General features: G+C 69.3%; 12 protein-coding genes. 4 read left to right on the top strand and 8 right to left on the bottom strand.

Annotated features, from left to right (window positions below):
• Window positions 1-95: 95 nt before the first annotated feature.
• Window positions 96-1,325, top strand: coding sequence for a diaminopimelate decarboxylase (lysA, locus tag HV783_RS20950; RefSeq protein ID WP_175189811.1), 1,230 nt, complete (start codon window positions 96-98; stop codon window positions 1,323-1,325).
• Window positions 1,326-1,373: 48 nt separating this feature from the next.
• Here lysA and garL read toward each other — a convergent pair whose 3' ends face one another.
• The 5 genes from garL to HV783_RS20925 all read right to left on the bottom strand — a co-directional run bounded on the left by garL (window position 1,374) and on the right by HV783_RS20925 (window position 6,245).
• A complete protein-coding gene (gene garL, locus HV783_RS20945) occupies window positions 1,374-2,141 on the bottom strand; it encodes a 2-dehydro-3-deoxyglucarate aldolase (RefSeq protein WP_054415874.1) in 768 nt (255 codons plus the stop codon).
• A gap of 69 nt (window positions 2,142-2,210) precedes the next feature.
• The gene (locus HV783_RS20940) at window positions 2,211-3,206 is read right to left on the bottom strand and encodes a Bug family tripartite tricarboxylate transporter substrate binding protein (RefSeq protein ID WP_054502062.1); all 996 of its coding nucleotides are present in this window, start codon (window positions 3,204-3,206) and stop codon (window positions 2,211-2,213) included.
• Between the two features lie 114 nt (window positions 3,207-3,320).
• Window positions 3,321-4,427: an Ldh family oxidoreductase gene (locus HV783_RS20935; protein ID WP_175189810.1), complete on the bottom strand. Its 1,107-nt coding sequence runs from the start codon at window positions 4,425-4,427 to the stop codon at window positions 3,321-3,323.
• 54 nt (window positions 4,428-4,481) lie between these two features.
• Window positions 4,482-5,195, bottom strand: coding sequence for a FadR/GntR family transcriptional regulator (locus tag HV783_RS20930; RefSeq protein ID WP_049073084.1), 714 nt, complete (start codon window positions 5,193-5,195; stop codon window positions 4,482-4,484).
• A 120-nt stretch (window positions 5,196-5,315) separates the two neighbouring features.
• A complete protein-coding gene (locus HV783_RS20925) occupies window positions 5,316-6,245 on the bottom strand; it encodes a dihydrodipicolinate synthase family protein (protein ID WP_054502060.1) in 930 nt (309 codons plus the stop codon).
• 232 nt (window positions 6,246-6,477) lie between these two features.
• On the opposite strand from HV783_RS20925, the gene HV783_RS20920 reads away from it, so the two are divergent.
• The 3 genes from HV783_RS20920 to HV783_RS20910 all read left to right on the top strand — a co-directional run bounded on the left by HV783_RS20920 (window position 6,478) and on the right by HV783_RS20910 (window position 9,641).
• Window positions 6,478-7,476: a tripartite tricarboxylate transporter substrate binding protein gene (locus HV783_RS20920; protein WP_054502059.1), complete on the top strand. Its 999-nt coding sequence runs from the start codon at window positions 6,478-6,480 to the stop codon at window positions 7,474-7,476.
• A 73-nt stretch (window positions 7,477-7,549) separates the two neighbouring features.
• On the top strand, window positions 7,550-8,518 hold the full coding sequence (locus tag HV783_RS20915) for a Bug family tripartite tricarboxylate transporter substrate binding protein (protein WP_064524696.1): 969 nt from the start codon (window positions 7,550-7,552) through the stop codon (window positions 8,516-8,518).
• Between the two features lie 166 nt (window positions 8,519-8,684).
• Window positions 8,685-9,641, top strand: a complete 957-nt coding sequence (locus HV783_RS20910; RefSeq protein ID WP_026384457.1) for a 2-hydroxyacid dehydrogenase — start codon at window positions 8,685-8,687, stop codon at window positions 9,639-9,641.
• Between the two features lie 177 nt (window positions 9,642-9,818).
• Here HV783_RS20910 and HV783_RS20905 read toward each other — a convergent pair whose 3' ends face one another.
• The 3 genes from HV783_RS20905 to radA all read right to left on the bottom strand — a co-directional run bounded on the left by HV783_RS20905 (window position 9,819) and on the right by radA (window position 12,433).
• Entirely contained in the window at window positions 9,819-10,055 is a 237-nt protein-coding gene (locus HV783_RS20905; protein WP_175189809.1) for a hypothetical protein, read from the bottom strand.
• A gap of 203 nt (window positions 10,056-10,258) precedes the next feature.
• Window positions 10,259-11,056 carry a sulfite exporter TauE/SafE family protein gene (locus HV783_RS20900; protein WP_054502057.1) on the bottom strand — a complete coding sequence of 266 codons (798 nt, stop codon included), beginning with the start codon at window positions 11,054-11,056 and terminating at the stop codon, window positions 10,259-10,261.
• 12 nt (window positions 11,057-11,068) lie between these two features.
• Window positions 11,069-12,433, bottom strand: a complete 1,365-nt coding sequence (gene radA / locus HV783_RS20895; RefSeq protein WP_006396055.1) for a DNA repair protein RadA — start codon at window positions 12,431-12,433, stop codon at window positions 11,069-11,071.
• Between the last annotated feature and the right edge of the window lie 316 nt (window positions 12,434-12,749).

The raw sequence follows: 12,749 nt of genomic DNA, 5'->3' as shown, positions 1-12,749 counted from the left end.
ATGTGGAAAATCTAAGCATTTTACTGGATGACCTGGCGCAGGCATGATGCTGCCCTGATTCCCTACCCCATCACCGTAACAAGGTTCACCCCGCAATGGCTTTCGATCCGCGCCAACTCACCCGACTCGCCGCCGAGCACGGCACCCCGCTGTGGGTCTACGATGCCGCCGTCATCCGCGAGCGCATCGCCCAACTGCGCCGCTTCGACGTCATCCGCTACGCGCAGAAGGCCTGCTCCAACCTGCACATCCTGCGCCTGATGCGCGCCGAGGGCGTGATGGTGGACGCGGTGTCCCTGGGCGAGATCGAGCGCAGCCTGGCCGCCGGCTTCGAGCCCGCGGGCGAGCCGGCCGGCGTGGTGTTCACGGCCGATCTGATCGACCACGCCACCCTGGCCACCGTCATCAAGCACGGCATCACCGTGAACGCCGGCTCGCTCGACATGCTCGAACGCGTCGGCCAGCACGCGCCGGGCCACCGCGTTTGGCTGCGCATCAACCCGGGCTTCGGCCACGGCCACAGCAACAAGACCAACACCGGCGGCCCGCAAAGCAAGCACGGCATCTGGATCGACGACGTCGCGGCCGCCATCGGCATCGTGCGCCGCTACGGCCTGAAGCTGGTCGGCATCCACATGCACATCGGCTCGGGCGTGGACTACGGCCACCTGTCCAGCGTGTGCGACGCGATGGTCGACGTGGTCGCCTCGCTGGACCACGACATCGAGGCCATCTCGGCCGGCGGCGGCCTCTCGATTCCGTATCGCGAGGGCGAGCCGCGCATCGACTGCGACCACTACTTCGAGCAATGGGACGCGGCCCGCAAGCGCATCGAGCAGCGCCTGGGCCACGCGGTGCGCCTGGAGATCGAACCGGGCCGCTTCCTGGTGGCCGAGGCGGGCGCGCTGGTGGCCGAAGTGCACGCGATCAACCGCCGCCCCGAGCGCGATTTCGCGCTGGTGGACGCCGGCTTCAACGACCTGATGCGCCCGGCCATGTACGGCAGCTACCACCGCATCTCGGTGCACGCGCCGGACGGCGCCACGCCGCCGACGGCCGAGACCCGCATCGCCGTGGCCGGCCCGCTGTGCGAATCGGGCGACGTGTTCACGCAGGACGCGGGCGGCGTGGTCTCGGACCAGTCGCTGCCGCGGCCGCGCATCGGCGACTTCCTGGTGTTCCACAATGCCGGCGCCTATGGCGCGTCGATGTCCTCGAACTACAACACCCGGCCGCTGGCGGCCGAAGTGCTGCTGGAGCGCAACGAGGCGCGCCTGATCCGCCGCCGCCAGACGGTCGCCGACCTGCTGGCGCTGGAGCAGTAAGGCAAGGCGCGGCCGTGGCGAACGCGACGGCCGCGCGATCAGGCAGGATCAGGTGGGGAAGGCCTCGCGCAAGGCGAAGGTAGCCTGCTTGAACACGCCCAGGTCGGTGCCGACCGCGACGAAGTGCATGCCCATGTCCAGGTAGCGGCGCGCATCGGCCTGCACCGGCGCCAGGATGCCCACCGCCTTGCCCTGCGCGGTGACGCGCTGGTACAGGTGGCGAATCGCTTCCTGCACTTCCGGGTGGCCCGGGTTGCCCAGATGGCCCAGGGCCGCGGCCAGGTCCGACGGGCCGATGAAGACGCCGTCCACGCCCTCGACCGCGGCGATCGCATCGACCGCCTCGATGCCCGGCCGGCTCTCGATCTGCAGCAGCACGCAGATGTTGTCGTTGATGGTCTTCAAGTAATCCGGCACGGTGCCGTAGCGGTTGCTGCGCTGCATGCCGGCCACGCCGCGGATGCCCTGCGGCGGATAGCGCGTGGCGGCCACCGCGCGGCGCGCGTCATCCTCGGATTCGATGAAGGGGATCAGCAGGTTGTAGAAGCCGATGTCCAGCAGGCGCTTGATCTCGACCGGATCGTTCCAGGTCGGCCGGCCGATGGCGGCGCTGGCGCTGCCCTGCAGGGCCTGCAACTGCTGCAGGAACATCGGCACGGTGTTGGGCGAATGCTCGCCATCCAGCAGCAGCCAGTCGAAGTCGGCCAGGCCCGCGACTTCCGCGGTGATGTGGCTGGACATGCACATCCAGAAGCCGATCAGGCGCTCGCGCGCCAGGATGCGTTGGCGAAAGCGGTTGGGCAAGGGTGAAGTCATCGCTGCGTGTTTCCCATCGTATTGAACCCCGGGCGCCGCCCGGCGCGCGGGGAGTGTTGATACAGAACGCTAGTCCATGCGGGCGCCGGAGGCCTTGGCCGCCGCGCCCCATTTGGTGATTTCGGATTGGACGAAGGCCGAGAACGCCTTGGGGTCGTCGCCCACCACCACGAAGCCTACGCTTTCCAGCTTCTGCCGGATATCCGGTGAAGCCAGGGCTTTGACGGTGGCCTGATTCAGCCGCTGAATGACGGCCGGCGGCGTCTTGGCCGGCGCCGACAGGCCGAACCATGATTCGGCGGCGAAGCCCGGGTAGCCGGACTCCGCGACCGTGGGCGTATCCGGATAGGCGGGATTGCGCTTGGCGCTGGCCACCGCCAGCGCGCGCAGCTTGCCGGACTTGACCTGCGGCAGCAGCGTGTCCTGGTTCAGGAACATCACCGACACGCGGCCGCCGATCATGTCGGTGATGGCGGCGGCGCCGCCCTTGTAGGGCACGTGCACCAGGTCGATCTTGGCGGCCTGCTTGAGCATCTCCATGGCCAGGTGGCCCGACGACCCGTTGCCCGAGCTGGCGTGGGTGTACTTGCCCGGGTTGGCGCGCACCAGCTTGATGAAGTCGGCGAAGTTGGTGGCCGGGAAATCCATGTTGGCCACCAGCACGTTGGGCCCGGTGGCCAGCAGCGAGATGTGGGCGAAGTCGCTGTCGCGGTACGGCATGCTCTGATAGAGCGAATAGCTGATGGCGTTCGAGCCCACCCCCGACAGCAGCAGCGTGTAGCCGTCGGGCTCGGCCTTGGCGACCACATCGGAACCGATGTTGCCGTTGGCGCCGCCCTTGTTCTCGACCACGACGCTCTGTCCCAGTTCCTTGGACAGCTCGGCGGCCAGCAGGCGTCCGACCGCGTCGGTGCTGCCGCCCGCGGGGAACGGCACGATCAGCTTGACCGGCCGTGTCGGCCAGTCCTGCGCCAGCAGCAGCCCCGGCGCGATCGCCGCGGCCGCGCCCAATGCCAGCGCGGCCAGTCCCAGCCGGCGGCGCGCCGGCGATGTCTTGTGTTGCATGGTTGTCTCCTTGTCGTGTTTTTCTAATGCTTGCCGCCCGGTGACCGGGTCGGTGAATCAACGCGCGGGCAGGCCCGCGCGGCGGGGAAAACGTCATGCGACCGGGCGGAGGGCTCAGTCCAGCAGATACGGCACCGCGGCCCGCTGGCAGATCTCGCGCAGGCGCGTGGCAAGGGCGGGCGGGATCGGGATGCCCCGCTCGCGGCGGCGCGCGCGCTCGGCGGCCTCGGGTTCGCCGGCCACCAGCACCGGTTCGTCGGGCCGCGCCGGCGGGGTGTCGTGCAGCGTGTCGATCAGGTCGTCCATGTCCGACTCGAACGAGCCGCTGGCGCGGAAGGCGTCGGGATTGAGCGCCAGGAAGAAGTGGCCGACGTCGTCGGGTTCGCCGGGACGGCGCGTGACGTTGCGGCGCGCCGCCAGCGCGCTGCCGCTGAGCGTGCCGCCCAGGATCTGCGCCATCATCGCCAGGCCATAGCCCTTGTGGCTGCTCATGGCCGGCGTGCCGCCCAGCGGCGTCAGCCCGCCCTCGGGATGCTTGAAGATGAACTGCATGGCGCTGTCGGCCGCGGTGACCGGCTCGCCCTGCCCGTCCACCGCCCAGCCCGGCGGCAGCGGCTTGCCAAGGAAGTCATAGACCTTGACCTTGTTGGCCGCGACGGTGGTGGTGGCCATGTCGAGCACGAACGGCTCGTTATGCGCGGCCGGCGCGCCGAAGGCGATGGGGTTGGTGCCCAGCATGGGCATGGCGCCGCGCGTGGGCACCATGATGACGCCGTTGGCGCTGCTGGTGACCAGCCCGACCACGCCGCGCTCGACCGCGATGCGCGCATAGACGCCAGCCGCGCCGAAGTGATGCGAATTGCACACTGACACCGCGCCCACGCCATGCTCCAGCGCCTTGTCGACGGCCAGGTTCATGGCCTGCGCCGATACCGGATAGCCCAGTCCGCCCATGCCGTCCAGCAGCGCGCTGGCGCCGCCGTCGCGCACCACGCGCGGGCGCGCGTCGAGCTTGAGCGTGCCCGCGCGCAGCTTTTCCTCGTATGACGGCAGCATCGAGATGCCGTGCGAATCGATGCCCAGCAGATCCGTCTCGGCCATCAGGCCGGCGGTGATGGCGGCCAGGTCGGGCGCCATGCCCCAGGCCTGCAACACGATCAGAATCTGTTCACGCACCTGCCCCGCCGATGCCGCTGTTCCTGCCGAACCATTGCCTTGCACGCGATGTCTCCTGCTGTTGTCAGTGTGAAGCTCCCGGACGGCGCGAGCGGCCGGTCAATCGCGTTCGCGGTCGACCAGCCGGTGGCGGGCCTGGCCCAGGTGGAATTGCATGGCGACCCGGGCGCGCTCGCCGTCCTGGGCGCGGATCGCGTCGAGGATGGTGGCGTGCTCGTCGAGGACGCGCTGGGCGCGCTGGCGCGACCCGGTGCGGGTCAGGTTGAGCGTCAGGCGCATGAAGCCATTGATGGACTCGTGGATGCTTTCCAGCACCCCGAGATAGAAGTCGTTGCCGGTGGCCTCGGTGATGCTGGCGTGGAACGCCAGGTCGGCCTCGGCCGACATCTGGCCGCGCGCCAGGCTGTCGGCGAAGGCGGCATGCGCGGCCTCGATCTTGTGCAACTGCTCGTCGGTGCGGCGCAGCGCCGCCAGCCGCGCGGCATCGCCCTCGAGCGCCACGCGCAACTCCTGTGCGCGCAGATAGGCGCCGACGTTGCCAACGTCGCTGAAGGCCGTCAGGCGCGGCGCCGGCTGGTGGCTGACGAAGGTGCCCAGGCCCTGGTGCGCGGTGATGAGGCCGTCGGCGCGCAGGCGCAGCAGCGCTTCGCGCACCACCGGCCGCGACACGCCGAAGCGTTCGGAAATCTCGTTCTCGGAAGGCAGCTTGTCGCCGACGTTGAGATTGCCGGCGACGATCTGCTCGAAGATCTGGCCGTAAAGTTGGTCGGCCAGCCGGACGCGATGGCCGCGTTCCAGCACCAGCGCGCCCATGGCGTCCGGCTCGGCGGACGCGGGCGGCGCGGAGGGAGGCGATGCTTTGGGTCGGGCCACGAAATCTCCTGGTGCGTATCGGCAGCGCTCATCGTACCGCCGTTGCCGCGCGCGCGGCCATCAGGCCGCGACGGCTTCGCGGTCCCACTCGGCCAGCGCGCGCGCCACTGGCGCGACCCGCTCGCGCTCGGCGCTGGAAATGCCGGTCAGCAGCGGCAGCATCGGGCCCATGTCGGCCACGCCCGACAGGGTCACGGCGTCGTGCAGCACACGGATCGGGCTGATCGCGTCGCGGCAGTCCTCCAGGCCCAGGTATTGGGCGCGCACCGACTCGGCCTCGTCGTAGCGGCCTTCCTTGAGCAGGCGCAGCAGGCGCATCGAGCCGCGCGGCGCCACGCAGACCGAGCCGGAGGTGAAGCTCTTCAGGCCGAAGTCGCGATAGTGGACGATGGCCGGGCGCTCGCCGATGCCGCTGACCACGCGATTGGCGTCCACGCTTTGCAGCAGCGCCGACAGGTAGGCGTCGCGCGCCGGGTCCTCGCGCACCACCGCATACTTGAACGCCACGATGCGGCCTTCCTCGACCAGCCGCGCCGCAGTGGCCGGGGCCAGGTAGTCGGCCGACTTGATGTAGACAACCGCCGGCTTGCCCAGCGCATCGGTGAAGCGGCGCACGCCGTCGGCCAGGCCGGCGTCGGTGTAGGGAAACGACATCGGCAGCAGCATGGCCGTGGGGAAGGCGCGGCCGCGCAGGATCGCCGCCTGGTCCATCATCTTGCCGAAATCGGGGCCGACCGACGGCAGGATCCAGGTGTCCGGCCCGGCCAGCGCGGCCAGCATATCGACGATGCGCGCGTATTCGCCCACGCCGACGTTGTAGAAGTTGGCATTGCCGCCGTACATCACGTTGCGCACCCCGCCCGCCTCCAGGTGCCGCAGCAGGGCCTGGTTGGCGGCTTCGTTCAGCGACAGGTCGGCATGGCGCGCCAGCGGCGGGACCGCGATGACGGAACGCTGCAGGTCCTGCACGGTGACCGGGGAGGTTTTCATGGCGGGTCTCCTGGCGGATTCCGAGGGGGAATCCAGTTGTTAGATGAGTAGCTTGGAAAAAGTATACTTGGTTGACAAGTAGACCCTCAATACCTATATTCGTTTTACAAGTCATCGGGATTCACGACGGCAAGGCGCGACAGACGCCGGCAGCATTCAGATCCGGGCCCCGGCCTGGCAGGAACACCCCACAAACGATGCGCGGCCACGCGCACACGAGGAGACGACTTCCATGCTTGCAGCCCCCTTGCGCGGCCGCCTGGCCCTTGCCGCCTGTCTGGCGGCGGCAGCCCTGTTACCCGCCGCCGCGCGCGCCGCCGACTATCCGGCGCGCGACGTCAGGATCATCGTGCCCTTCCCCGCCGGCGGCACCGCCGACATCGCCGCGCGCGTGGTCGCGGCCGAACTGGGCAAGGCCTGGGGCAAGGCGGTGGTGGTGGACAACAAGGCGGGCGCGGGCGGCAACGTCGGCACCGCCGAAGCCGCCCGCGCCACGCCCGATGGCTACACGCTGCTGATGGGCACCGTCAGCACTCATGCGATCAACCAGTCCGTTTACGCCAAGCTGCCCTACGACCCGGTCAAGGACTTCACGCCGGTCACGCTGGTGATCCCGGTGCCCAACGTGCTGGAACTGAATCCGGCCTTTGCCGACAAGCACGGCATCCGCAGCGTGGCGGACCTGATCAAATACCTGAAGGCCAATCCCGGCAGCGTCAATATGGCCTCGACCGGCAACGGCACCTCGACCCACCTGTCGGGGGAACTATTCCAGACCATGACAGGCACCCGCATGACGCACGTGCCCTACAAGGGCAGCAGCCCGGCCCTGACGGATGTGATGGCGGGGTCGGCCGACCTGATCTTCGACAACCTGCCATCGTCGATGGGCTTCATCAAGGGCGGCAAGCTGCGGCCGCTGGCGGTCACCACCGCCACGCGCTCGCCGGCGCTGCCGGACGTGCCGACGCTGGCCGAGGCCGGCGTGCAAGGCTACGAGGCGTCCAGTTGGTTCGGCCTGCTGGCCCCGGCGGGCACGCCACAACAGATCGTCGACAAGGTCCAGCGCGATGTCGCCGCGGCGCTGCAGCAGGCGGCGGTGCGCGAACAATTGCAGGCCCAGGGCGCGACGCCCTCGGGCAACACGCCGGCGCAATTCACCCAGTTCATGGCGCGGGAAACCGTCAAATGGGCCGCGGTCGTGAAGCAATCGGGCGCCAAGGTCGACTGACCCGCGCCGATCCGGGCCCGGCCGCCACGCGTGGGCGCCGGGTTCTTCATCATCACGCGAACCAGGAGACATCATGAACAGATCGATCGGCGCGGTCGCGCTGTCCGCCGCCCTGCTTGCCGGGCCGGCGGTCCACGCCGCCGGCTATCCCACCAAGCCCGTCACGATGATCGTGCCGTTCGTGCCGGGCGGCTCGTCCGACATCACGGCGCGCAGCGTCACGCCGGGGCTGACGAAAGCGCTGGGCCAGACCTTCGTGGTCGAGAACAAGCCGGGCGCCAACAGCGCCATCGGCGCGCAGGCGCTGGCCCGCGCCACGCCCGACGGCTACACCATGATGGTCGGCTCGATCGGCACCTTCGCCATCAACGAGGCGCTGTACAAGAACCTCTCGTACAACCCGAGCAAGGACTTCGAGTACCTCACGCAGGCGGTGCGCAACCCCAACGTGCTGGTGGCCTCGCCGTCGTTCCCGGCCAGCACGGTGGCTGAGCTGGTGGACTATGCGAACAGGAATCCGGGCAAGGTTTCATACGCCTCGTCCGGCACGGGCTCGTCGGACCACCTGTCGGCGGTGATGTTCCGCCAGCGCACCCAGACCTCGGGCGTGGACGTGCCGTATCGCGGCGGCGGCGCCGCCATCGCCGACCTGATCGGCGGCCAGGTCAACGTGTCGTTCCAGAACCTGGGCGCGGTGCAGACGCACATCAAGGCCGGCAAGCTCAAGGCGCTGGCCATCACCGGCGACGCGCGCGCGGCGGACCTGCCGGACGTGCCGACGCTGGCCGAGGCCGGCATCAAGGACATGGTGGTGTATTCGTGGCAGGGCTTCGCGGTGCCCAAGGGCACCCCGCCGGCCGTGGTGCAGCAGTTGACCAAGGCCCTGCAGACCGCCCTGCGCGATCCGCAGACCGAGAAGACGCTGCAGGGCCTGGGCTTCGAGGTGGTGGCGAACACGCCGCAGCAGTTCAGCGCGTTCCAGCAGGCCGAGGTCAAGCGCTGGAAGGACGTGATCCAGAAGGCCGATATCCAACTGGAGTAAGGCTGCCCGGGGGCGGGCTGCTGGGGGTGGACTGCTTGGGGCGGGCCGCTTCGAGCCAGCCGCTCGAGGGCGCGGCCGCGGCGGGTCCCGCGGCCCGCGCCCTGTCAGCCGGATTCAAGGCCGGATCAAGTAGCATGAAGGTTTCGCCACCCACCTGTACGACAACATGACCACCAAGCATCGCATCATCCAGGTCGGCTCGCTGGCCGGCTCGCCCTCCGCCAACCAGCGCCTCGCCGAGCGCTACGACGTCATCGAGCTCTGGAAGCAGCCGGACCGCAAGGCCGCGCTGGCCGAACTCGGCAAGGGCGTCACGGCCGTCGTCACCTCGGCCAACTTCGGCGCCAACGCCGAACTCATCAACGCCCTGCCCGACCTGAAGGCCATCTGCAGTTGGGGCGTGGGCTACGAGACCATCGACGTGCAGGCGGCGCATGCGCGCGGCGTGCAGGTCAGCAACACGCCCGACGTGCTGACCGACTGCGTGGCGGACCTGGCCTGGGGCCTGATGATCGCAGGCGCCCGCCGCATGGGCCAGGGCGAACGCTTCGTGCGCGCCGGCCAGTGGGGCCAGGTGCACGGCAGCATTCCGCTGGGCCAGCGCGTCAGCGGCAAGAAGCTCGGCATCGTGGGCCTGGGCCGCATCGGCGAGGCCATCGCCCGCCGCGGCATCGGCTTCGATATGCAGGTGCGTTATCACAACCGCAGGAAGCGCGACGACGTCGATTACGGCTACGAGGCCTCGCTGACCGACCTGGCGGCCTGGGCCGACTTCCTGGTCGTGGCCACCGTGGGCGGCCCGGCCACGCGCCACCTGGTCAATCGCGAGGTGCTGGAAGCGCTCGGCCCGCGCGGCATCATCGTCAACATCGCGCGCGGCCCGGTCATCGACGAGGCCGCGCTGGTGGCCGCGCTGGAGGCCGGCAAGCTCGGCTGCGCCGCGCTCGACGTGTTCGAGCACGAGCCCAAGGTGCCCGAGGCCCTGATCAAGAGCGACCAGGCGGTGCTGCTGCCGCACATCGGCAGCGCCACGCTGGAAACGCGCCAGGCCATGGAAGACCTGATGCTGGAGAACCTGGCGGCGTATTTCGATACCGGCCGCGTGATCACGCCAGTGGATTGACACGGGCCTGCCCCGTGGCGCCGCCCGCGCCACGGGGCAGGCCGCACGCCGCGGGCGGAACACATGAAAAAAGCCTCTCGGCGCCCATACCGAGAGGCTTTCGACTTCCGGGCCCGAAGCCCGTCCGCCGTGCAAAGGAACTGCGCGGATCTCGCGATCCGGTACTGCGCGGCCGACTTACTTGGCGGGAACCGTGGCCCCCGATTGATCCACCTTGGCGGCGCCCGATTTCTCGGTGCCCTGCTTGGCGGACGTCTTGTCGGACTTGTGATGCTTGTGCTGCGCGTGGGTCTTGGTGTCGCCTGCCTTGGTCGTGGCGTCGGCGCCCGCCGCGAACGCCGAAGGCGCGGCAGCGAGACCGAGGCACAAGGCCGACGTGGACAGGAACGCAGCGATACGGGAGTGAGTCGTCATTACATGTACTCCTAATGGTGAAGACCCGAGGGCTGCCCCTCCGGCCTTGCCAACACGGGGCGGCAACATCGCCGCAAAACCCGTACTCCGTTGGAGCCCGCACCGCCACGAAGGTTCAGCGGGACGCGCGGAATTTTCGCGCCCTTTCCGACGTTAACGCTTGGTCATGGGATCGTGACAATCGAGCGGCCCCGCCGCGCCGCTCAGCTTTCAAATACCAGCAGCGCCACGGTGGCAAACAGCATCGCCGCGAAGCAGGCTCTCAGCTTGCGTTCAGGCAGACGGTAGGCCAGGCGCACGCCCACCGGCACGAACAACAGGCTGCCCGCCGCCAGGGGCAAGCCCACCCACCAGTCGGCCTTGCCCGCCCAGGAATACGTCACCAGCGCCACGGCCGAGCCGGGAATCACCATGCACAGGGCCAGCGCCTGCGCCGTGGTCTGCGACAGGCGAAAGACCGACGTGATGATGGGCACGGCGAGCACCGCGCCGCCGACACCGAAGAAGCCGCCCAGCGTGCCGCACAGCACGCCCAGCGCGGTCGCGCGACGCGGCGTGAACGCCGGCGCTTCCCCGGCGGGCAGGCCGCCTTTCCTGGTGGCCGGCCGGGCAGCGGGCGGGACGCTTCCGGCGCGCCAGGTCTGCCATGCATAGAACAGCGCGATGAAGAACAGGAACACGGCGAAGCTCAGGCGCAGCACGCCCGGCTCGATGCCCAGCGCCAGCCGCGCGCCGACCCAGGTGAACACCACCGCCCCGCCCGCGCCGGCCAGCGCCACGCGGCGGTCGATGCGGGTCTGCTGGTTGTACTTGCGCACCGCCATCATGATGGTGGGCAACACCATGATAAGCGCGGTGCCCTGCGCCAGTTGCTGCGGCATGTCCAGCAGCAGCACCAGCGCCGGAATCGCGATCAGGCCGCCGCCGATGCCCAGCACGCCGCCCATGAAGCCAATGAGGCATCCCGCGCCCAGGCACAGGGCGATCAGCAAAAGACTCACTCGGGGCTCCCGTCAGCGCAACTTGTCGAGCGCGGCGTCGAGCCGGTCCACCGCCCAGATCTCCAGCCCCTCGATGGGCTGGCGCGGGGCGTTGGCCTTGGGGATGAGCGCGATCGAGAAGCCCAGCTTGGCGGCTTCGCGCAGGCGTTCCTGGCCGCGCGGCGCGGGCCGGATCTCGCCCGCCAGCCCGACTTCGCCGAAGGCGATCAGGCCGCGCGGCAGGGGCCGGTCGCGCAGCGACGACATGATGGCCAGCAGCACCGGCAGGTCGGCCGCGGGCTCGGTGATGCGCACCCCGCCGACGGCGTTGACGAACACGTCCTGGTCGAAGGTCGACACGCCGGCATGGCGGTGCAGCACGGCCAGCAGCATCGCCAGGCGGTTGCCCTCCAGGCCGACCGTCAGGCGGCGCGGATTGGGCGCGTGGGAGCTGTCCACCAGCGCCTGGATCTCGACCAGCAGCGGGCGGGTGCCCTCCTGCGTGGCCATCACGCAGGAGCCGGCCACCTGCTGCTCGTGCTGCGACAGGAACAGCGCCGACGGGTTGGCCACGCCGCGCAGGCCGCGGTCGGTCATGGCGAACACGCCCAGCTCGTTGACCGCGCCGAAGCGGTTCTTGAAGGCGCGCACCAGCCGGAAAGACGAGTGCGTGTCGCCCTCGAAGTACAGCACCGTGTCGACGATGTGTTCGAGCACGCGTGGTCCCGCCAGCGCGCCGTCCTTGGTGACGTGGCCAATCATGACGATGGCGATGCCGGTCTGCTTGGCCAGGCGCGTCAATTGGGCGGCGCACTCGCGCACCTGCGACACCGAGCCGGGCGCCGCGGTCAGCTCGCCGCTGTAGAGCGTCTGGATGGAGTCGATCACGGCCACGCTGGGCTTCTGCTCGGACACGGCGGCCTGGATTGCCTCCAGGCGGATTTCCGCCAGCAGGTTGACGTTGCCGGTCTGCAGTCCCAGCCGGCGCGCGCGCAGCGCCACCTGCTCGGCCGATTCCTCGCCGGTGACGTAGAGCACGTTGGTGCTTTCGGACAGCGAGGCCAGCGCCTGCAGCAGCAGGGTCGACTTGCCGATGCCGGGGTCGCCGCCGATCAGCACCACGGCGCCGGCCACCAGGCCGCCGCCCAGCACGCGGTCGAATTCCTCCAGCCCGGTGGGGGTGCGCGGGGTTTCACGCGCCTCGATCTCGGACAGGCTGCGCACCGGGCTGCTGGAGGCCAGCGGCGCATAGCGGTGCGAGGCCGCGGCGGCCGGCGCGGCCGACTCCACGGTTTCTTCGAGGGTGTTCCAGGCATTGCAGTGCGGACACTTGCCTTGCCATTTCGGAGTGGTGCCGCCGCATTCGGCGCACACATAGACGGTTCGGGTTTTGGCCATGGGCGCAAGTTTACCGGCACTGGACAGTGCCGGGGGGGCCGCCACCGCGTCGCCACGGCGCGCATCCACGGCAGGTTTTGCCCCGCCCTGGTGCAGCCAGCTTTCAATTGGCTTGCACAAACAGGGACGCGTCATAGTTACACCATGCAAACAGAAGAAATTCGCTGGCAGATTTCTGCAAATCGCGCATAATCACCGGGTGATGCGCAATGTTGAACCGTCGGTTATTTGGCGGCATACCCGGCGCCGCCGCCCGCCAGGACGGCACGACGGGAATCGCGGCGCATCGCAAGACGCTTGGGCCGCAAACGCGGCC

This window comes from Achromobacter dolens, assembly GCF_902859745.1.
In the GTDB taxonomy this organism is placed as follows: domain Bacteria; phylum Pseudomonadota; class Gammaproteobacteria; order Burkholderiales; family Burkholderiaceae_B; genus Achromobacter; species Achromobacter dolens.
The sequence above is the reverse complement of the archived record's forward strand: the minus strand, read 5'-3'. Positions and strand labels throughout refer to the sequence as shown.

What these genes read in the sequence shown, in the direction of transcription:
- lysA (WP_175189811.1), top strand. Translation starts at nt 96, where the DNA reads ATGGCTTTCGATCCGCGCCAACTCACCCGACTCGCCGCCGAGCACGGC.
- garL (WP_054415874.1), bottom strand. Translation starts at nt 2,141, where the DNA reads ATGACTTCACCCTTGCCCAACCGCTTTCGCCAACGCATCCTGGCGCGC.
- HV783_RS20940 (WP_054502062.1), bottom strand. Translation starts at nt 3,206, where the DNA reads ATGCAACACAAGACATCGCCGGCGCGCCGCCGGCTGGGACTGGCCGCG.
- HV783_RS20930 (WP_049073084.1), bottom strand. Translation starts at nt 5,195, where the DNA reads ATGGGCGCGCTGGTGCTGGAACGCGGCCATCGCGTCCGGCTGGCCGAC.
- HV783_RS20925 (WP_054502060.1), bottom strand. Translation starts at nt 6,245, where the DNA reads ATGAAAACCTCCCCGGTCACCGTGCAGGACCTGCAGCGTTCCGTCATC.
- HV783_RS20920 (WP_054502059.1), top strand. Translation starts at nt 6,478, where the DNA reads ATGCTTGCAGCCCCCTTGCGCGGCCGCCTGGCCCTTGCCGCCTGTCTG.
- HV783_RS20915 (WP_064524696.1), top strand. Translation starts at nt 7,550, where the DNA reads ATGAACAGATCGATCGGCGCGGTCGCGCTGTCCGCCGCCCTGCTTGCC.
- HV783_RS20910 (WP_026384457.1), top strand. Translation starts at nt 8,685, where the DNA reads ATGACCACCAAGCATCGCATCATCCAGGTCGGCTCGCTGGCCGGCTCG.
- HV783_RS20905 (WP_175189809.1), bottom strand. Translation starts at nt 10,055, where the DNA reads ATGACGACTCACTCCCGTATCGCTGCGTTCCTGTCCACGTCGGCCTTG.
- radA (WP_006396055.1), bottom strand. Translation starts at nt 12,433, where the DNA reads ATGGCCAAAACCCGAACCGTCTATGTGTGCGCCGAATGCGGCGGCACC.